Genomic DNA, 19,783 nt, shown 5'->3' on the forward strand with positions numbered 1-19,783 from the left:
CAAGCTTATCCGATCGTGGTTACCGCATCGGATCGGATCGCGAAGAAGGTCCAGAGCGCAGCCGTGAAATCGATTACGCCGAAGAGGATCATCGCCGGTGGAGCGATGCCGGCGATCACGAAGGCAATGAAGAAGAGAAGAACCGACGACCTGGCGATCACCGTCCAGACGAAAAAACCTTTGAGCTCGGAGCGGGCAGCGTGCGAGTAGTAGAAGCCGAGAATAATCACCAGCATGCCGACCACCCGGACCCACAGCCCGTCAGACTCCGGGAAGTTGAAGATGTTCAGCAAGGTGTCGGGTGTGACGACCAGAACGAAACCGAGAATGTAGAGATAAACCGAAAAGGCGAACACGCTCCTCGCGCCTCTGCTCATCTGTGCCTCCGTCTCCGAGAATCGGGCGCTACTCCGTGGTGTCAATCTCCGGCGCCGACGGGTAGAGTCCGAGCTGAGTGAGGGCGGTTAGGGTGTCCCAGGTCACCCATGTCTCGACGATCTTGCCGTCGGCGATACGATGCATGCCGGAAAAGTCGAGCTCCATCCGTTTGCCGGTCGCCGGGAACGGACCGATGGGCCCGTCCTGGATCCCCGTGTAGGTTGCCCAGAACGCGACCAGGTCGTCCTCGGCGACCATGCGGTGGATTACCATCTCCGGCTTCGACACCGATCCCAGCTCACTCATCAGATACGCTTTGAAGTCCTCGAGGCTGGTCACGTTGAAATCAGGGGTAGCCTGGCAATGACGGACGTAATCATGCGCGATCCATTGGTCGAGCTTGTCCAACTCAAGGGCATTGATGGCGGCGAAGGCATCGGCCACCAGCTCCTTGTTCTTTTGACCCTCGCTGCAGGGCTCGCACACGCATCCCAACACTCCGATCAGACAGCTGATCACGGTGATTCCGAGAATCAACTTCTTTGACATCGAGTTCCCCCTTCCGTCGCTCTACGACTTTTGGCGGGCACCGCGCCCATGAACCAAACCGAGATCGCCTCCCGGTCTCACACGACTCGTCGAGATTCCCTGCCCTGAATGTGTTCCTCCAGCTTCTCGATGTCAAGCGGCGTCCGGACGGGTATGATCGACATCGCATCTCGAACGAATGGTGATTCGGCCCCAGGGGTCGGGAAAACGGAGGACCTGATGAAAAAGGCAAGCGCGTTCGCCGCGGCGTTGGTGTTCATCGTGCCGGTCGCCGCCGCCGGCGCCGGCGGCAGCTCGATCGCGAGTGACAAGGGGCCGGTGATAATCCACCCGGTCGAGCACGCCACGTTTGTCATGCAGTGGAATGGCTCGATGATCGCGGTGGATCCGGTTGGCGGTGCGGCGGGATTCGAGGCCTTCGGCAAGGCAGACCTGATTCTGATCACGCACACACACGGCGATCATCTGTCGGTCGAGACGGTGCAGGCGGTGGCGAAACCTTCCGCGACGATCGTCGCGCCGAAGGCGGTAGCGGAGAGGTTTCCCGAAACGGACGGCAACCGGATCACGGTCGTTGCCAATGGCGATTCGGTGGCGTGGGGCGACGCAACGATCGAGGCGATTCCGATGTACAACCTGACGCCCGACCGCCAGAGCTTCCATCCCAAGGGCCAAGGCAATGGCTACGTCGTAACCCTCGGCGGTGCGCGGATCTACATCGCCGGTGATACCGAAGACATCCCGGAGATGCGCGCCCTGAAAGACATCGATGCGGCTTTCGTGTGCATGAACCTGCCGTACACGATGGATGTGGCGGCGGCGGCCGATGCGGTGCTCGAGTTCAAGCCGGCGGTGGTCTTTCCCTACCACTACCGGGGCAAAGGCGGAATGAGCGATCTCAAGAAGTTCTCGTCGCTGGTTGCCAGGGATCCCGACATCGAGGTCCGGCTGCTCGATTGGTATTGATCGTGCGGTGATGGCTCACACCTGAAGCTCATCTCCGGTGTTTTCTGGCATCAACCTTCGACCCGGTCCAAACCATAGAGACACAGAGGGCACATCGATCACTGCCGAAGCTCGGCAAGGTCCCCATCCACCTTCGCCTGCTCGGCGAGCTTTGGATTGAGGGCGACGGCGCGGGCAAGGATGGACCCCGCGCCATCGACATCGCCGTTCGCCAGGCGGATCACCGCGAGGTCGTAGAGTACCTCCGGCAGCACTTCCGGCTGGTTCTCGGCCTTCTTTGCCGCGAGCTCCTGCCAACGGAGAGAGTCCTCGAATTGTTTCCTGGTGAACGCCGTCCATCCGCGGTTCCAGGCGTCGTTGACGAGACCGATTTTGAGCAGACGTCCGAGTTCCCGAATCGGCTCGGGGTGATCGTCGACACGGAGGTCAATGGCGCGGTCGGTGAAGCCACCGTAACCGCCCTCCTTGCGACACACGAGCAGCGCCGCAGATTGTTTGCCACGGCTATCTCCGCCGGCCGCATCTCCAGCCTGAATTGCCGCGTAGAGGCGCTCGCCGAGGGTCTGTCCGCTGGACGAGAGGAATGCCCGCTCCATCGCCAGGACGACCTCTTCGCCGGTGAGGATATTGCCCTGAACCGCGTAATTCGGGCCGGCTCGCCCCCCCGCCCAGGCATTGCAGGCGGATCCGGTGTAGGTGGCTGAAACTCCGGAATCGGAGACCAGGCCCACCTGACGCTTGCTGCGATCCTTGTCGTTGCCGAGCATCACCTCGAGGACTTTCTCGGGCGAATTACCGTGCGAGAGCAGTGACAGACCGTGCGGACCGAATGTGGTGTTGGCGTAGGATTGGGTCGCGACCGCGCCGACACCGGCGCGGGCGTGCGGAACGACCGTGCCGACGGCGAAAAACCGGCTCGCCACCGCTACGCCGACCTCGCCCGTCTCGGGATCTGCGGCGACGATCGAGAATGTCGACGGATTCGGAGCTTCCGCGGAAAGAAGGGACGAACAGAGGATGACAATCACGGCGACGGTGAAATGTCTTGTGAGGTTCATCGGATGCCTCCGGGGGAATTGTAATGCCAGCCGGGCTTTATCACCGAACTGGAGGTCCACTTTCCGATTGACGACTTTTGCGGTAGGATACGCACCGGTTGGCCGTCCCCGTCGCGGTGATGGTTGGCCGGGCGTGACCCCATCGTCTAGCCAGGTCTAGGACACCAGCCTTTCACGCTGGCGACACGGGTTCAAATCCCGTTGGGGTCACCACTTTTGATTTCGATCGTTGGTCGAAATCAAAAGTGCCACGGCGTAGTGCAAAGCACGAAGCCGGGCACACTCCTCCCTCCCAGTTCGAACTCCGAATTCCAGTCACCCCACGAACTTGTATCCCAGCCGATGAACCGTGATCAGGTGCTGCGGGTCCGACGGATCGTCCTCGATCTTCTTGCGCAGCTTGGCGATGTGGGTGTCGACCGTGCGCGTGAACGGGATGGTGTCATAGCCCCAGACCGCGTCGAGCAGCTCCTCGCGGGAAACGACCTCGCCCTGGTGCGCGAGGAAATATCCGAGAAGGCGAAACTCCCGCGGCGTGAGATCGAGCTCCTGGTCGCCCTTCCGTGCCTCGTGGTGGTCGAGGTCGACAGTGACACCGCCGAAGTCGAAGACTTCACCCTTCGCGTTACCGCCTGGCTGCGATCGCCGCAGGACCGCTTCGACCCGGGCCATCAGCTCCATGAAACTGAACGGCTTGGTCACGTAATCGTCGGCGCCGAGCTTGAGTCCGAGCACCTTGTCGATCTCTTGGCCGCGCGCGGTGAGCATGATGATCGGCAGTTCCGATCCCTCGCCGCGAAGAGTCCTGCAGACCTCGAGGCCGGTCATCTTGGGCAACATGACGTCGAGGATCATAATGTCGGGCGAGCTGTCCCGCGCGAGTTCGAGACCCGCTTCACCGTCTCGTGCAACCGTCACCTCGTGTCCTTCGTAGGTGAACCCGTCGCGCAGCGCGACCGCCATCGCCTCATCATCCTCGACAACCAGTACCCGACTCATTCGCCCTCTCCCTCCGGACGTTCCAGCGGTAGATAGATCGTGAAGGTGCTGCCCTTGCCGACCTCGCTCTCGACGGTCACCCGCCCGCCGTGTGCCTCTGCGATGTGCCGAACGAGTGACAGGCCGAGCCCCGAGCCTTTGACGTCGTGTACCAGACCGGTGCTGACACGGTGGAAGCGCTCGAAGATCCGTTCCTGCTCTCCGCGGGGGATGCCAATTCCATGGTCGCTGACCGAAATGACGGCCTCGCCGTTGGTGCGGCCGAGAGTCACCTCGATCGAGCGATCGTCATTCGAGTACTTGACCGCGTTGTCGAGGAGATTGGCGACCGCCCGGTCAATTGCGTTGGGGTCGACCTGGACCTCGGGAAGTGGCTCGTCCGGTCCGTGATACGAGACGTCGAAGCCCCTGTCCCGCAGCCGGACCGTGAAGGTGCCGAGGGTGCCGGCGAGAATCTCCTCGAGATCGGCGTCTTCGAGGTTGTAGACCTTTCGACCGGATTCAATCCTCGAAAAGTCGAGGATGTTGTTGATCAGCTGCGTCAGACGACGGCTCTCGGTCTCGATGTAGGAGCCGTACTCGCGGACCTTCTCCTGGTCCTCCACGCGACCTCGGCGCATGAACTCGCCGAATACCCGGATCGACGACAGCGGGGTTCGCAGTTCGTGCGAAACGTTGGAGACGAATTCGTTCTTCATCGCCGAGAGCTTCATTTCGCGCATCGCCGTTCGGACGGTGAGTGCGATGCCGCCGAGCAACACGGCGGCGAGCACCGCTGACAAGGTGATGTTGTAGGCGAAGTTGGCCCGTGCCCACTTTTCTGCCGAAGCGAAATCACCTTGCAGGCTGACCCTCCAGTCGGTGAAGATGAAATCGAAGGCTCGAGACACGTGGTCTTTCTTGGGGTGGGCCTTTTCGCCGACCGGCAGGATCTGTCTTTTCAGGTTGTCCCTCACGACCACCAAGAGCTCGGTCTTCTGCTTGTCGTCGAATTTTGGCAGCGAAGCCTCGATCGCTTTCGGCAACACTTCGCCGACGAAAACATCCTGGTCGATGATCATGCCCGCCAGGCCGACCAGCTTGGATTCCTCGTCGGTGATCGGGTTGATGATGATGCGGTTGCTCGGATCGTGCTGGTCGGAGCTGAGAGACGTCGTCTCGAGCTTGGCACCCTTTTTTCTCAGGTACGCCCATGGCGAGGCTGCAGCCCACACCGCGACCGTTTCGTCGGAGTGCTCCGGGACCACCATCTTGTCGATCCTCGGCTCGTAGAAGAGCAGTGGCTCTTTCCTGGCCAGGAAGCTGACCACGAAGAGCCTCTTCGCTCCCGGGATCTCCTTTTTCTTGAAGTACGCCGCAGCCTTGCCCATCTTTTTCTCGCCAAAAACCTCGGGTGGCAGGTTCAGAGCGCGCTCGGAGATCTTCCAGTAGAAGTAGTGGACGTCCTTGGTGATCGCTTCGAGATAGTTTTTCAGCGTCGCTTCGCGGGCGATGGCCGAGTTGCGCTCGAGGTCCGTCAGCCACCAGTACTGGAGGAAAAGGAGTAGCGCGAGAGGCAGAAGCACTGCGAGGACCCCGGCCCACAACACGCGTCTGCCGCCGAACACGCTGCGTTCGACAGCCCGCAGCTCGGATTCTGAGAAGGCTCCGTTCTGGTTGTGGTTCAGCGACGGCATCAGCGACTCCCGGGTTCGAAACTCGAGAGCAATATAGCGCACGAATCAGGCTCCGCCATGGGGTTTTGCATTTCGGTTACACGCTTCACAGCTTATGACCGTTCGGTGAGGACATTCACATTGCGGGGGAGCAATTTGGTGAGCATGAACAGCACATCGCCTACCCGACCGCAGCACCGAATTCGACCCTCGGGCGGTATGGGTTTCGTCAACCTGGAACGAAGGCGCGCCGCCATGCTGCGTGACCTTCGTGAGACGGAATTGGAGGTCTCGGTATGAGGAAAGTGTTTTCACTGCTGATCGTGGTGCTGATCCTGGCGATGCCCGCCCTGGCCGGTGAAAAGGGTAAGTGCAACGGGAACCCCGAAGATTGCATGAAGAAGATGAAGGCGAAGTATGCGGAGAAGGCCTGGCTCGGCATCGAGTACGACACAGACGAAAGTGGGCACTGGGTCGTCAAAGATGTCTACGACAAGAGCCCGGCGCAAAAGGCCGGATTCCAGAAGGGCGACATCATGCTCGCCGTCAACGACGTGAAGTATTCGAAGGACAACAAGCCGAAGCTGAAGGAGGTGTACGCCAAGTTCGAGCCCGGCTCCGACGCCACCTACTGGGTCAAGAGGAACGGAGAGAAGGTGAAGCTCCACGCGACCCTCGGGTCGGTGCCGAAGGATGTGCAGAAGATGTGGATCGCCGAGCACATGAAGACCTACCATCCCGAGTTCAGGATGGCTTCGAAATAAAGGCGATGGACCGCAGGCGGGCCGGCCGCCGCTCGTCCGTCGGCCCGCCTGCAACTTTTCGGTGACCTACGGCGTCATATATGTAGGAGGAAGCGGGGACTCTATGACCAGGTATGAAGCAGAGGCGACAAACGGATTCGACGGTGAAAGGGCGAAGAGGTCAGATTGGTCCCAGATCCTGATCCCGATCGTGGCCGCGGCTCTGGTCCTCGCACTGGGCCTCGCGCTCGTGGGTCTCACCAGCGAACCCGACTCTCCGGGCTTACTCTCGCCGACCGCAGAGGCCGGCGTCCTTTGAACCATTTTTGACCAACCGATCTCCTCGATACAGATCACCATCGACCTCAGCCCGGGTCCCCAGCCCGGGCTAAATTTCAATCGAATTTATGCTTCAGATATGTGTTGAAAATCTCCGATTGAGCTCGATCAGTTGGGGCGCTCCCTGGGGATCGGCCCCTTCCAGGACCGTCAGACGGTAGAGCTCGAGGGCGTCGGCGGTGTCGGTGTCGATCCCCGTCGTCTTTTCCCACTGCAGCTGGGTTGCGAGAGTAACCCAATCGGTGAGCCGGCACATATGGTCGACGACGTGGCGGATCTGAGCGGACGCACTCTTTTGGTCGCTTTTGACGAGAGTGTCGATCCTTTTGACCACCTCCTGGTGTTCCCTGCGGGCGATCTCGAGGTGAGATTCCAGATCGGCATGGTCGAGCGCGCCGATTTCCCGGTTGAGGTGATCGAGCCACGAGCGGTGGAGTCCGCGTTCCGAGAAGTCGCGGAGGACCTGCGCGCAAAGGGTGTTGTGGGTACCCTCCCAGCTCTCGACGACGATCGAGTCTCGATACAGCCTCGGCAAGACCGAGAAATCCTCGATCGTTCCATTTCCGCCGAGCAGCTCGATGCCGTCCCGGGTACAGGCGGTACCCTTGACCGCCGTCCAGTACTTGTTGATCATCACCGCGATGCGCCGGGCCGCAATCAGTTCCGGGTCGCCTCGACCGGCCTCGACGAGATCGGTCATCGCGAGGATCCGGAAGGTGGTGCAGAGAGCGGCCATGGTCGAGAGCTTCATGCGAGCGAGAATCTCCTGGACGCCCGGATAGACTTCAATCGCGTTTGAGAAGGCGCGCCGGTGTCGGGCGTAGGCGTGGCCCTCGACGAGCGCCCTCCGGGCGAGACCGCAGGCTGCGATCGCATTGTGAACCCGTGAGGTGTCGAGGACGATGCCGACAAGGTTTTTGAATCCTCCGGCAAGATCGCCGACAGCTTCACCGAAGGCGTCGTCGAATTCGATCTCCCCGGTGGCCATGGAACGGGTGCCGAGCTTGTACTTGAGGTTGTGAAGTTGGAATCCGTTGACCTCGCCGTCGATAAGCCTCGGGACCAGGAAAAGCCCGAGACCGGAGGTTCCCGACGGCGCGCCGTCCATCCGAGCACTGATGACAAACAGATCGGCGTCCGCCACCGAGCAGAACCACTTCTCGCCGCTGATTCGGAACCACCCTTTATGTTCCGAGTCGGCCCTCGCTCGACAGCTGTTGGAACCGACGTCCGATCCGCCCTGCACCTCGGTAACAAACTGGGCGGCGCGCAAACACTGGTCGTAGTCTGCGCTCATGAGCCCCGGCAGGAGGCGGTGCTTCTGGTCGGCGCTGCCGACCTGTTTGATCAGTTTGATGGCACCGGCCGTGCAGGCGACCGGACAGGCGTGGCCGGCTTCGCCGTGCTGATCGAGGAGGTAAGCGATTCCGCCGGCGAGGACCTCGTTGCCGGGCTCGGAGAGCGCCGCCAGCACGCCGCTCGCCCAGAAGACCCGGCCGGCGTCGTGGTAGGAAGGATGAAAGACGATGTCCTCCGTACGGTGACCGAACTCGTCGCGCCGTCGCAGCCGTGGGAGATTCTCATCGCGGTTGGATTCTCTGGCGAGGGCGTCAAGGCGCGGTCCAGCCTGATCCGCCACCGTCCGCAGAAGGGTGTCCGCCTCGGCCCATTTCTTACCGAGGTGGTGTTGCAGAAGCCGTCGGATGAAGCTGTCGATCTCGTAGAAGTTGGCGGAGGTCTGACGGCGCCAGAGATCGAGGTCTTCGCGGGCGGATTCCGCCACATCGTTGGCCGGCATCACGCACCTCCCAGCAGGTTTGCTCTGAGGATACCACCGCGGTGAATTTTGAATTTTGAATTCTCAATTTTGAATTGCCCTACCCGTGCGGAGAGGGGGTGGGGCGAGGGGAATTCAAAATTCAAAATTCAATTGAGCTCGTCCGGATTGAAGCTGTCGAACTCAGGGTTCACGTCGAGGTGGCGATAGAGATCCTCGTAGACCATCAGGAATCGTTCGGAAAGGGTCCCGGCTTCGAGCATTGCCTGCTTGCGGTCGCTCGGAATTTCGAGGATCTGGGACGCGAGGGCGATGAGCTGGGCATCGGAGACCTCGTCCATGTGGCGGGCAAAATGTTCGCGTGACGCTTCGTCGAGTTCGACCAGATCCGGCAGCAATGTCCGCAGTTCCTGCCGCAGCTGTCGAATGCTGGCGAGGCGCTTCGGAGACTCCTGAGTCGGTTGGTAGTGCACCCTCACCTGGCGATAGCTGGTGTCGACGTCCAACTCCTGCTCGATCAGGAACCGCTCGAGACCGAGCAACCACATCAAAAAGCGCCCATCCTCGAGCTCCTCGTGCGCGGCGATGAAGCCGACGCAACCCACCTCGCGCACAGGGGGCGAGCCAGCGAGTTCTCGTTCGTGGCCGGGAAGGACCTCGACCATTCCGATCACCCGGTGAGAGGCGAATGCGTCACGCACCATCTCGACATAACGGGGCTCGAAAACATGGAGTGGCAGTACCTCGGCGGGCAGCAGGACGACCCTGGGCAGCGGGAAGATCGGAATCACGTCGGGCACTTTCACCGTCTCCGGTGGAGGTGCTTTCGGACCATCGCTGAATGAGATGCCTTTCACCTGATGTCTCCTCATCCTAATACAACACTCCGACGCCGCCTTTCTCTTCCATTTCGGGTGGCCGAATGTTGAGGGCCGTGATGATGAGCGCCACGCTGGACAGTCCGAAGGCAACGACCAGAGTAATCGAGAAGGGGGTCGAAAAACTTTCGTCACCGAGGGCAAGAAAAACGAGGTGCGTGAGGCTCCCGGTGGCTCCGGCGACGCCGATCAGGATCGACCACCACCGCGATCGGGCTGATCTACGGGCTACGCTCACGAGGCCCACAAGGATGACCGGCACGACGATCAGGTGCATGGCGACAAACCCCGCGGCGCCTCCGGGCAGGTGGAAAAGCCGCCACTCGTGCCAGTGGGCGGAGTCGATCTCGTGGCACAGGACCAGGGTCGCGTTGAGGAGATATGCGCAGAGGAGTCGTTTGCGGGAAGCCATTTCGAAGAAGGACGTATTCTCTCGAGCCTTGTTTCACCATTCTGCGAAATCCAAAATCCAAGATCCGAATTCCGAAATCTCTACTCGTGCGAGGCCATGACCCGCCATGCAACCAGTCGCTCGTTCATTGCCCGCAGGCGGCCGCAGAGGAGACGGCTGAGGAGGTTGAGGAATTGAATTGCCGCGTCCGGGTCCATCAGAAGGACTTCTTCCAGGAGCGATCTGCTGATCGACAGGACTGTGGTCGCGGACCGGTGGGCGCGGGCGTCGGCCGAACGTGGTTGGTCATCGACCAAAGCCAGCTCGCCAAAGACCTCGCCACGCTCGAGGATGATCAAAGCCTCTTCGCCCATTCCCGGAACCATGCGCGAAATACGAACCGCACCATCGACGACGATATAGAGGCAATCTCCCGGATCACCTTCGGCAAAGATCAGGGCACCCTCGGGGTACTTCCGTTCACGTGAATACTTGGCGAGTAGTCGCAGCTCCTGGGCCGACAGGCCTTGCTCGCGCAGCAAGTTGATTTTGGTTTCCTCCTCGACGTGCACACGATCCCCAGCGCCGTTCTCGTTCCTCTCCGCAGGGAAGGGTTCCGCCGGCGCACCGAAGAGTTCGCTCATCTGTGCGTTGGCCGCGCGGACCTTGGCGGCCAGAGTCTGCCAGAAACCCCAAAGCAGGCTGACCGCCAGCTCTTGATCGTTGGCGACTGCCTCGTCCAGGGCTTCGGCCGGGAGCGTGAAAATGGACCCTTCGCCGACCCCGTACGCGGTGGCGGATCGAGGCTTGCCGTCGAGGTACGAAACCTCCCCGAAAAGGGAACCCGCATCCTGCGTGGTCAACACCTGGCTGCCGACTGGAGTCCTTCGCGCGATGCGGACAGTACCCTGGCGCACGATTTTCAGATCTCTGCTGGATTCGCCTTCAGAGAAAAAGACGTCGCGGTCGGAGAACTCGCTGGGCTTCGCGATCATCGCGAGCGGGATGATCGAATCGTCTGAAAAGTGACGAAAGAGCCCGATCGAACGGAGTTCGGTCGCGCGGCGCAGGAGATCGTCATCCTTGGAGCTGAAGCTCTTCGCTCTTTTTCGCGACCGAGGCGTTGTCTTCGCACCGGTGAAGATCCGCGCGTGGCTGAGGGCCATGTTGTCGCAGGCTTTTTGCAGTACCGAGGTGCGGTTGGAGATCAACTGCTCCACCTCCTGCGGGCCGCGTTGACAGAGCCGAACCAGGGTTTCGACCCGACGCCGCTCCTGTTGTTGCTCCCTGTCGGAACGCCAGCTCGCCAGCAGCATGGCGTCGACCGCGGCTTCGAGGGCAGCGTCGAAATCTTCGTTTTCCAGTGCGGTGCGCGAGGTTTCCACGGCGAGCCGGAAATCGAGTGGATTGAGGCGCCGCGCCTGGATGAACTCCTCTTGAGCCGTCACCGCGTCGTTGTGACGAAGGTGAAGGAAGCCGGCCGCCGCGTACGCCAGGTAATTGAAGGGCGTGCGGAGCTTTGCCAGGTCGATCATGTCGACTGCGCGGCCAAACTCACCGCGCGTCTCGAAGATATGTGCCATGCCGAGAGCGTGGGAGGCCTCGAGGTTGCGGCGCTTGAACTCGCGGTCGAAGTCATCGATGCCCTGCTCGCTGCGTACGCGATCGGCCTCCTCACGAAGGGCCTTGCCCTGGGGCGAGAATGCGGCAGCAATGTCGAGCAGCTCTGCAGCTTCGGCCGGTCGACGGATCGATCGAAGGCGTCGAGCCACCTCGACCAGCCGGTCGATCATCGATGGGTGGGGCAGAACAGAATCGTCCATGGTGGGTCCCGAATAACAATTGTATGGAAGTATGAGGCAGGTGGTCAAACCGGCGGTTCCGGGTGGACCGAGATACCGTCACGGGTGGGTTTCGTGACGATCGGCAATCGGGTGTGCGTAGAATGGCCGTCTGATGAAGTGGATTTCAATGCTGTTGGCGGCGGTGGTCCTGACCTTCGGTGGATCCGGAACGTGGGCGGTCGAAGGGCTCGATCCGTCGGAGGCAACCCCGGGAAGGACCGGCGTGTGCATCACCGAGATGGACGGCGGCACCCGGCTCGAGATTCCGCTGACCGTGCTCGGGACGATCGGTTCCGGTACGCCGGACGGAGAAATCATCCTCGTGCGCCTCGACCACCCGCGGATGCAGGAAACCGGCATCATTGCCGGGATGAGCGGTTCCCCTGTGTACCTCGATGGAAAGCTGCTGGGAGCGCTCGCTTTTGGCTGGCCGTTTGCCACGGAACCGATCGGCGGTGTGACCCCGTTCTCTCGCATGATCGAAGTGGAGTCGGGGCCTTCGGCGACAGCTGTGAATGTCCGTCCCGAACTGGAAGAAATCCTGGCTGCCGCTGGAGAGGAGACCCTCGGCGAGCTCGTCGTAGACTGGATTCTGCCTGCGGACTCGGGTGAACAACGACCACTTCCGCTGGCAGTCTCCGGGTGGAACCCGCCACCGAGCGGGTCCTGGCTTGCCGAGGGATGGCGCCGTTTGGGTTGGGTTGCTGCAACTGGCGGCGGCGAGGGACGTAGCGAGGGCTCCGGCGAGGTCGAGCCTGGCTCGATGGTTGCGGCGGTGATGGTGGACGGGGACGTCACCCTGTCTGCCGGCGGCACGGTGACGGAGGTCCGGGGCGATCGCCTGTGGGCGTTCGGCCACCCGTCCCTCGGCACCGGCACCAGCAACATGCCACTCGCGCGGGCGCAGGTGGTGGCGGTGCTTCCGAACCTGATGAGCTCCTTCAAGTTCTTCACCGTCGCCGAGCCGATTGGTGCGATCGTGGCCGACCGCCGCGATGGGATTGTCGGCCATCTCGGGGCCGAGGCGCCGATGGTGCCGGTCACGGTGACGGTCAATGGTCACACCTATTCGTTCCGAACGGTCCGTCACCCGGTCCTGATGCCGCTCCTGACCGGCTACCTTTCGCAGGCCAGTCAGGCGGTGCGGGGTCGGAACCTGGGCCTTCAAACGGTGTCAATCCGGGTTTCCGTCCATTACCCGGGTCTGGAGACGGCAACCGTGTCGGCGGCATTTGCAGGCGTCGAGGCGTCTGCCGAAGCGAGTGCCATCGCGACAGCGTTGATCGCCTATCTCGAAAGCTCTGTATATGAAAAACCAGAAGCAGAGTCGATCGACATATCGCTCGACACAGTCGAGAGCCTCGAATCAGCGTCGATCGTCGACATCATTCCGGAACGCCGGATTGTGAGGCCCGGCGAGAACCTGGCGGTTCATTTCCGTTTGCGCCCTCATCGCGGGCCCGCGATGACCCGCACCCTAATGGTGCACGTTCCGGAAACGACGCCCGAGGGCCGTATCGACCTCGTCGGAGCTGACGGCACGGCGTGGACCACGTACGACTTGCGGATGCGTCCGCTGAAACCGGCCGACTTCGCAGACGAGGTGAGATTGGTCAACTCGATCCAGCCGTCGACGACCCTGGTGGCCGTGCTCGAGCGGCGCGACGCCGGAGTTGTCGTGCCGGGAGGCACCGTGTCGGCACCGCCAAGCGTCGTCATGCAGATGCAGTCTGCCCTCGGCCCCAACCTCGATACCGTTGCATACCGCGTTGTTGCAAAGACCGATGTCGAGATGCCCTACCCGGTGTCCGGTGCGCAGCGCATCCCGCTCACCGTTCGCGTCGAGACGAGAGAATCGGAGACACGATGAAACGTTACCGTTTGCTGACCGGAGCTCTGCTCAGCCTGTTGATGGCGCACGGAGCAACCGCCACTCAGACGCGCCGCTGGATCGTAGATACGACTGAGGAACTGCTCGGAGGCCGGGGCAGCGGTGTCCAGGTCACCGCGGACGGCACGCTGAAGCCGGTCGCCGGGTGGGAGGCCGGGCCGGAACTCGAGGAGGCGGTGGTCATGGCAGCGACCCGCACCGGTGATGGATCACTGATCATCGGAACCGGATTCCCGGCACGTCTCTACCGTGTGCGAGGCGATCAGGCGGAGTTGCTGGCGGACATCGATGCCGAGCAGGTCACCTCCGTGCTTGCTGAAGATTCTGGCGCAGTGTTGGTGGCGACGGTCGCCCCCGGAGTGCTCTACAGGTGGTCGGGCGGTTCGATCAACGAGATCGGTCGGCTGGGAGAAGGCGGCATCTGGGATCTCGCAAAATTCGACGGCGATGTGGTGGCTGCCGGAGGACCGCCGGCCTCGATCTTCAAGGTGACGGATCGCGGACTGGTTCGCTGGGTCGAGCTGCCGGATATCCATGCGCGCTGCCTCGATCCGCACGGCGACCGTCTCCTGGTAGGTACCTCGGGCAAGGGACTGATATTGGCTGTCAGCCGATCCGGGCAGTTGGGTGTGCTCGCCGACAGCCCGTTCACGGAGATCGCGGACCTGGTGGTCGGTGGAGACACCGTGTGGGCGGCCGCGCTGGTCGGGGAGCCGGTGGCGGCCCCGCAAAAGCCGAAAAAGGAGAACGGAGAGGACAAAGATGACGACGCCGAGCCGGAGGTTTCGGTAACGGCGGACCTCAAGCTTCCGGAGGTCAACGGCGAGACGGCGACCTCGGAGGTGCTGAAGCTGACGCCCGACGGAGGGTTGCTCAGTGTCCACCGGTTTGTTCGCGAAGTGGCGACGACTCTGGCCTGGGATGGCGAGGGTCTCCTGGTCGGTACCGGGTTCGAGGGTGAGGTTTGGCGCTTCGTCGATGGAGGTGGCGCCAGGATCGCGACCGTCGACGCCGTGCAGATCGTCGGTGTGGTCGACGGGGGCGAAGCTCTCCTGACGCAGGGTCCGGGCGGGGTGCTCTGGCGGCGTGACAACGGTACCCGCGCCGGGCATTTTCGCTCCAAGGCAAGGCAGTTCAAGCACCCGGTCCGGTTCGGTGAGTATCGGGTGGAGCCGGCGTCCGAAGATCTGCGAATTCGATTCCGATCAGGCGTGTCGGCGAAGCCGGACGGCACCTGGCTGCCGTGGACCGACTGGATGTCCGCCTCAGGAGGGTCCGTGTCGCTGCCGCCGGCGAGGTCGCTGCAATGGGAGGTGGAGTTCCCGGCTGGTGCGGCGAAAACATCTCTGGTCGACAGGGTCGAGGTGGCTGTTGTCGAGTCGAACCTCCCTCCGCAGGTGAAGACCTTGAAAGTCGAGGAACCCGGAGTTGTGTATCTCGCTGCTCCACCTCCGTCGGGACCGGTGATCGAGGCGGTCCATCCGGATATCAACGGCATCTTCACCGTGATCGACGATTCCGCGCCGAAGTCGAACAACTCGACGAAGGGGAAGAAGTTCTACCGGGCCGGATACCGGACCGTAAGCTGGGAGGTCGCGGACCCGAACAACGACCCGTTGGCCTTCAAGCTCGAAATCGAAGATCGGGAGGGTTTCAGCTTCATCGTTCGCGAGCAGATCAAGGGCACGCAACTGGGGATCGACACCAGCGCGCTTCCGGATGGGATCTACCGTTTCAGGCTGACCGCCTCGGATGCGCCTCGGAACCCCGAAGGACCGCTCGAGGTCAGCCGCGTGAGCCGGTGGTTCCCGATCGACAACTCCGAGCCGGAGGTGAGCCTTCGTCGCTCCGGTGACTCGTGGGTTGTCAGCGTGCGCGACGGCCTGAGCCCGGTTGCGCGTGCCGAATGGTCGCGTGACGGCGGAAGGTGGACGGCACTTGCACCCACCGACGGTTTGCTCGACGGGCGTGAAGAAACCTTCGAGTTCCCCGCGGCTTCCGGCCGCCACATGGTAGTGGTCCGCGTCGTGGACCGGCAGCACAATCGGGCCACCGCCGGCGCCACCGAAGAATAGGTTTGAGTTAAGAGTGTTGAGTTTTGAGTTCCGCTCCACCCTCCCAATTCTGTGGGGGGGGAGGGAGAAAACTCAGAACTCAGAACTCAGAACTCAAAACTCGTGTGGTCGTGTCGGGTGCTACAATCTGCGCGTGACCCAGCCCTATCCGACCGTCGCCGTCTTCCCCGGCTCGTTCGATCCGTTCCACGTCGGGCACGTGTCGATCGTCGAACGGGCGATGCAGATTTTCCCTCGCATCATCGTCGGTGTCCTGCAGAACACCGGCAAGGATTCGGTGTTCGGTCCGGAGGAACGGGCGGACATGATTCGCGAATATTACCGGGACACTCCGGCGGTGGAGGTGCACTCGTTCTCCGGGTTGCTGGTCAACTTCATGCAGGAGATGGACGCGACCATCATCGTCCGCGGCATGCGGGCGGTTTCGGACTTCGAGTACGAGTTTCAGATGGCGCTGATGAATCGAAGGCTCTGGCCGCCGGTCGAAACAGTCTTCTTGACGCCGAAAGAGGAGGTGCTCTACCTCTCGTCCAGACTGGTGCGCGAGGTGGTTACGCTCGGTGGGGACGTGACCGGCCTGGTGCCGGAGAATGTGAAGGTCCGTCTCGAGGATCGGTTCGGAACGCCGGGCTGAAACCTCTATGCGCCTGGCGGTTTTCGGATCAGGCCATCCCTATCGCGGCGGTGTGGCCCGCACGACGACGGATCTGGTGGCGATTCTTGCAGCTCGAGGCCACGAGTTGTTGTTCCTCACTCCCAGCCGTCAGTATCCCGGCTGGCTCTTCCCCGGCGCGAGCGACCGCGATCCCGACGCCTGCCCGAAGCTTGACTGTGCCGAGCCTCTGCTCGACCCGATGCAGCCATTCTCCTGGCGGAGTGCCAGGCGGCGGGCGATGGAGTTCGGAGCGGACGCCTGGATCATTCCCTACTGGACCTGGGCGTGGGCCGGTCTGTGGCGGTGGCTGCTGCGACCGGGCCGGCCGCCGGTGATCGGGATTGCCCACAACCCGGCCGATCATGGGGCGGGTGTTCTCAGACGACTGGCCGCACGGTCAGTCCTGTGTCGGTGCGACGCAATCTTCACGCATGCCAGCGCGCTCGAGGCCGAGGTTGTGGCGATGTGTCCGGCGGCGCAGACGGCTTCCCATCCGTTACCTCCCCCTGAAATCGGTACGCTCCCGTCTCGAGAAGAGGCCCGAAAGGCGCTTGCCATACCGGCCGATCGGAGAGTGGCGCTCTTTCTCGGCTTGATCCGGTCTTACAAGGGGGCCGACCTCTTGATCGAGGCCGTCGCCCGGCAGCCGGAGGGAAGTGACTGGTTGCTGGTGGTGGCGGGCGAGCCGTGGGAAAACCTGGGACCGGAGCTGCGGAGCCGGGTCAGTGGGCTCGGCATCGAGGAGCGTGTGCAGCTGCGGCTCGGTTGGGTGCCGGAGTCCGAGGTGCCGACACTCTTGGCGGCGGCCGACCTCGTGGTTCTGCCCTACCTCTCGGGATCGCAGTCGGCAGTCGCACCGCTCGCACTCGCGTCGGGCCTCCCGGTGCTGAGCACGAGGGTCGGCGGGCTCGCCGAGGTGGTTCGGGACGGAGTCAACGGCGTGCTTGTCGAACCGGGATCGGTCGACGAGCTCGCGCGTGCCTTCGAACGGTTGGATCGCGAGACTCTGGGTTCTCTTGCCAAGGGTGCCCGGCGAAGCAGGGAACGGTTGACGTGGCGCGGGTATGCGGCCGAGCTGGAGGGGCTGCTCGACGAGGTGGTCGGGACGAAATCGGAATTCTGAATTCGGAATCCCGCCCACCTGCCCCCCTTGATGGGCTTCTCACGAACTGTAGACAGAAAAACGGCCCGCCGGAGAGGCGGGCCGTGTTGTTGTTTTTCGGGCTTCTTCAGCGTCGCGCCAGCTCTCGGATCAGTTCGACCGCCTGCTCGTGGTTGAGATCCTCATCGAGATCCAGGGCCTTGGTTTCGGAAATGCCCTCCTCGTCGAGCTTCTGGTAGAGAACTGCATCTCGCTCGTCGGAATCCCAGTGCATGAGCAGGGACAGCCCGCTGCCGATTTCCAGCCGGCCGCTCTTCAACGGCAGGTCGGGCCTGAGAGCGATCGCGCTCGCGTGGCGGAGAATGATGATCTGCCGCCGGCGCTTTTCGAGAGTCTGTTCGTCTTCCTCGATCGTGGGCAGGATCTCCAGGATCTGGAAGTGGCAGCTGGCCAGGTCAGTGGCGAAGACGTGCGGATGACCGCTGCGGGGGTCGACAAAGAGCTTCGGATGGCGCAGGTTGTCGCCGGCCTCGAACTCGAAGCAGCCGACACCGTAGGGAAGCAGATCGTAAAGCTCGATCGGGTCCATCGAATTCCAGATCGGCGTGCCGTCGTCTCGCAGCTCGATCGCGGCGTAGCTTGCGAGGCCGGCGTCTTCCTCACTGATCTGGCTCCACCAGACGAGGTGGAGGAATGAAATCGCGCTTTCGCCGATGATCGGCTCGTCGTTCTCGTCAACTCCTTCAACTGTCTCGATGACGGAGCGATCGATCAGGAGCGCCGGATTGTACGCTGCGATTCCGTCGCTTCCGGCGAATGTCCTCGGGCCGATCCAGGTACCGTCGATGAAACCTGCCACTCGCAGCCTGGCGTCCATTCCTTCCAACTTCTGCCACAGGACGTAAAGTGCGCCGCTCGCCTCGTCCACCCCCACCTGCAGAGAGCTTTCGACCGCGGCCGCCGATTGGGGAACGAAGAACTCGCTGACCGTGTCGTCGGCGTACCGGGCGGTCACGACCACCTGGTTGTCCCGCGTGCCGGCGCTGTACAGCACGCCGTCATCGGTCAGCACCTTCGGCCCGGCTGCGCCGGCGACACCGGCGACTCCGAGCGCGATGGCGGCAATCAGACAGATTCTGATTCCTCTCATCGCGACCCCCTCAGGTTCACCACGGTGGTCAGGTCCGTCGCGAGGAAAACGTCAATGATCTCCTCGGAAATCCCGGCCTCCGGGTAATATGCGGTGAGCTCGTGCAGGTATCGGCGAGCACCGAAGGTGTCGCCCCGTCTCACCGCAATTTCACTCAAAAGAAATAGGCAGTTCTTGGCAATTTGTTGATCGGAGTACTCGACCGCGATCTCGAGGGCCTCCGAGCCGCAGCGATACGCTCTATCGAGGTCATCCGCGAGGACGTATCCATAACAGAGATCCTGCAGCACCTCGTATAGGTACTGCTCGGCGCCGAGGTCCTCGAGAGTCGTCCTTGCCGATTCGCATCGTTGCAGGCCTTGCTCGAGGCGGCCGGTGCACATCATGACGTACCCGAGGTTGTCCTCGACCTGAGCCGCCATGATTCGCTGGTAGCCTTCACCGCCCTGATGTGCCTCGAGGCAGATGTGGAACGCCTCTTCGGCTTCTTCAAAGCGCGAATCCCGCACGGCGAGGGTGCCGACCAGGTTGAGGCTGCGGCGCTCGAGGCTCCGGTCACCGAGCTCGCGCGCGAGTCCGGTGGCGCGCTGCGCGTAGCTGCCGGCGCGCTCGAGGTCCTCCGAGATGAAGTACGCGACGCCCGTGCAGTAGGCGGCGAGGAAGCGGTTCCTCGTGTCGCCGCTGCGGAGCAGTATCTCTTTCAGCTTCGGGATCTGATCTGCGCCGCGGTCGAGCTCGACCAGCACAGAGCAGCGGTTGCAGAAGGCGCGATCGGCGAGGTCGATCTCGCCCAGGCCGCGAGCAAGGTTCTCCGCCTCTTCGAAGAAACCGACGGCGCGATCAAATTCGCTGGCGCCAACCGCCTTCTCTCCGAGCAGCAGGAGTTCGTCGTAGCGATCTCTCATGAGCCGTTCTCTCCGCTGCGTCTGCCTCCCAGACTGCGCCGCGCCTGGCGCTCCTTGCGAAGCTTGAACTCGAGAAACTCCTGGACCTCGGCGCGTCCCTCGGGACTGAGCTCGCGCAGGAGATGGAGGATCTTCATGTCGTCACGACTCAGGGGCTGTTTCTCGACCGCTGCACTCATCTTCTGTTGGCCAAAGAAATCAGCCAGATCGAGGTCGAAGACCCCGAGGATCTTGAAAAGGTTGTCGAGGGAGACCCGGTACTCGCCCTTCTCCATCCGCGAGAGGTCGCTCTGCTGGATGCCAATCTGGCGCGCCAGCTCGGCCTGAGTCAGGCCGCGTTCCTTGCGCAGGCGACGCAGGCGGCTACCGATGGCCGCCACCTCACTCATCCCGGTCTGGCTTATCTGAGCCACGGGCTTGGTCTTCCT

19 protein-coding genes and 1 tRNA gene are annotated in these 19,783 nt (G+C 62.3%); 8 read left to right on the forward strand and 12 right to left on the reverse strand.

Features of this window, described 5'->3' with window-relative positions; all coding sequences use genetic code 11:
• Nucleotides 1-5: 5 nt before the first annotated feature.
• Together LJE93_04080 and LJE93_04085 are read right to left on the reverse strand one after the other, a co-directional pair.
• On the reverse strand, nucleotides 6-377 hold the full coding sequence (locus tag LJE93_04080) for a hypothetical protein (GenBank protein MCG6948081.1): 372 nt from the start codon (nucleotides 375-377) through the stop codon (nucleotides 6-8).
• A gap of 28 nt (nucleotides 378-405) precedes the next feature.
• Nucleotides 406-927 carry an ester cyclase gene (locus LJE93_04085; protein ID MCG6948082.1) on the reverse strand — a complete coding sequence of 174 codons (522 nt, stop codon included), beginning with the start codon at nucleotides 925-927 and terminating at the stop codon, nucleotides 406-408.
• 219 nt (nucleotides 928-1,146) lie between these two features.
• Here LJE93_04085 and LJE93_04090 point away from each other — a divergent pair, with 219 nt between their 5' ends.
• Nucleotides 1,147-1,893: an MBL fold metallo-hydrolase gene (locus LJE93_04090; protein ID MCG6948083.1), complete on the forward strand. Its 747-nt coding sequence runs from the start codon at nucleotides 1,147-1,149 to the stop codon at nucleotides 1,891-1,893.
• A gap of 98 nt (nucleotides 1,894-1,991) precedes the next feature.
• Here LJE93_04090 and LJE93_04095 read toward each other — a convergent pair whose 3' ends face one another.
• Entirely contained in the window at nucleotides 1,992-2,951 is a 960-nt protein-coding gene (locus tag LJE93_04095; GenBank protein ID MCG6948084.1) for a DUF1028 domain-containing protein, read from the reverse strand.
• 135 nt (nucleotides 2,952-3,086) lie between these two features.
• Here LJE93_04095 and LJE93_04100 point away from each other — a divergent pair.
• Nucleotides 3,087-3,164, forward strand: a tRNA-Glu gene (locus LJE93_04100).
• Between the two features lie 102 nt (nucleotides 3,165-3,266).
• On the opposite strand, the gene LJE93_04105 is transcribed toward LJE93_04100, so the two are convergent.
• Nucleotides 3,267-3,950, reverse strand: a complete 684-nt coding sequence (locus tag LJE93_04105) for a response regulator transcription factor (protein MCG6948085.1) — start codon at nucleotides 3,948-3,950, stop codon at nucleotides 3,267-3,269.
• Nucleotides 3,947-5,626 (reverse strand): HAMP domain-containing histidine kinase, encoded by a 1,680-nt coding sequence (locus tag LJE93_04110; GenBank protein ID MCG6948086.1) that lies wholly within the window; start codon nucleotides 5,624-5,626, stop codon nucleotides 3,947-3,949. Before LJE93_04110 ends, LJE93_04105 begins: the two co-directional genes overlap by 4 nt.
• Before the next feature lie 275 nt (nucleotides 5,627-5,901).
• Here LJE93_04110 and LJE93_04115 point away from each other — a divergent pair, with 275 nt between their 5' ends.
• Entirely contained in the window at nucleotides 5,902-6,369 is a 468-nt protein-coding gene (locus tag LJE93_04115; GenBank protein MCG6948087.1) for a PDZ domain-containing protein, read from the forward strand.
• 103 nt (nucleotides 6,370-6,472) lie between these two features.
• Complete coding sequence (locus tag LJE93_04120) at nucleotides 6,473-6,667, forward strand: hypothetical protein (protein MCG6948088.1); 195 nt, start codon at nucleotides 6,473-6,475, stop codon at nucleotides 6,665-6,667.
• Between the two features lie 93 nt (nucleotides 6,668-6,760).
• Here LJE93_04120 and LJE93_04125 read toward each other — a convergent pair whose 3' ends face one another.
• The 4 genes from LJE93_04125 to LJE93_04140 all read right to left on the reverse strand — a co-directional run bounded on the left by LJE93_04125 (nucleotide 6,761) and on the right by LJE93_04140 (nucleotide 11,556).
• Nucleotides 6,761-8,485: an acyl-CoA dehydrogenase family protein gene (locus LJE93_04125; GenBank protein MCG6948089.1), complete on the reverse strand. Its 1,725-nt coding sequence runs from the start codon at nucleotides 8,483-8,485 to the stop codon at nucleotides 6,761-6,763.
• Between the two features lie 128 nt (nucleotides 8,486-8,613).
• Nucleotides 8,614-9,321, reverse strand: coding sequence for an LON peptidase substrate-binding domain-containing protein (locus LJE93_04130; protein ID MCG6948090.1), 708 nt, complete (start codon nucleotides 9,319-9,321; stop codon nucleotides 8,614-8,616).
• Between the two features lie 16 nt (nucleotides 9,322-9,337).
• On the reverse strand, nucleotides 9,338-9,754 hold the full coding sequence (locus LJE93_04135; GenBank protein ID MCG6948091.1) for a hypothetical protein: 417 nt from the start codon (nucleotides 9,752-9,754) through the stop codon (nucleotides 9,338-9,340).
• Nucleotides 9,755-9,834: 80 nt separating this feature from the next.
• The gene (locus LJE93_04140) at nucleotides 9,835-11,556 is read right to left on the reverse strand and encodes a cyclic nucleotide-binding domain-containing protein (protein MCG6948092.1); all 1,722 of its coding nucleotides are present in this window, start codon (nucleotides 11,554-11,556) and stop codon (nucleotides 9,835-9,837) included.
• Nucleotides 11,557-11,689: 133 nt separating this feature from the next.
• On the opposite strand from LJE93_04140, the gene LJE93_04145 reads away from it, so the two are divergent.
• From LJE93_04145 to LJE93_04160, 4 genes are all read left to right on the forward strand, one after another.
• Nucleotides 11,690-13,447, forward strand: a complete 1,758-nt coding sequence (locus tag LJE93_04145; GenBank protein MCG6948093.1) for a hypothetical protein — start codon at nucleotides 11,690-11,692, stop codon at nucleotides 13,445-13,447.
• Nucleotides 13,444-15,543 carry a hypothetical protein gene (locus tag LJE93_04150; GenBank protein ID MCG6948094.1) on the forward strand — a complete coding sequence of 700 codons (2,100 nt, stop codon included), beginning with the start codon at nucleotides 13,444-13,446 and terminating at the stop codon, nucleotides 15,541-15,543. Before LJE93_04145 ends, LJE93_04150 begins: the two co-directional genes overlap by 4 nt.
• A 133-nt stretch (nucleotides 15,544-15,676) precedes the next feature.
• Complete coding sequence (gene coaD, locus LJE93_04155; protein ID MCG6948095.1) at nucleotides 15,677-16,177, forward strand: pantetheine-phosphate adenylyltransferase; 501 nt, start codon at nucleotides 15,677-15,679, stop codon at nucleotides 16,175-16,177.
• 7 nt (nucleotides 16,178-16,184) lie between these two features.
• The gene (locus tag LJE93_04160; GenBank protein ID MCG6948096.1) at nucleotides 16,185-17,321 is read left to right on the forward strand and encodes a glycosyltransferase family 4 protein; all 1,137 of its coding nucleotides are present in this window, start codon (nucleotides 16,185-16,187) and stop codon (nucleotides 17,319-17,321) included.
• Nucleotides 17,322-17,427: 106 nt separating this feature from the next.
• Here the strand turns inward: LJE93_04160 and LJE93_04165 are convergent, their stop codons facing one another.
• Genes LJE93_04165 through LJE93_04175 form a run of 3 tightly spaced genes read right to left on the reverse strand, consistent with a single transcriptional unit; the run spans nucleotide 17,428 to nucleotide 19,768 of the window.
• Entirely contained in the window at nucleotides 17,428-18,450 is a 1,023-nt protein-coding gene (locus tag LJE93_04165) for a hypothetical protein (GenBank protein MCG6948097.1), read from the reverse strand.
• Nucleotides 18,447-19,355, reverse strand: a complete 909-nt coding sequence (locus LJE93_04170; GenBank protein MCG6948098.1) for a hypothetical protein — start codon at nucleotides 19,353-19,355, stop codon at nucleotides 18,447-18,449. The genes LJE93_04165 and LJE93_04170 overlap by 4 nt, the downstream gene beginning before the upstream one ends.
• Nucleotides 19,352-19,768, reverse strand: a complete 417-nt coding sequence (locus tag LJE93_04175) for a helix-turn-helix domain-containing protein (GenBank protein MCG6948099.1) — start codon at nucleotides 19,766-19,768, stop codon at nucleotides 19,352-19,354. The genes LJE93_04170 and LJE93_04175 overlap by 4 nt, the downstream gene beginning before the upstream one ends.
• Nucleotides 19,769-19,783: the final 15 nt, after the last annotated feature.

It is taken from the genome of Acidobacteriota bacterium, assembly GCA_022340665.1.
Taxonomy (GTDB): Bacteria; Acidobacteriota; Thermoanaerobaculia; order Thermoanaerobaculales; family Sulfomarinibacteraceae; genus Sulfomarinibacter.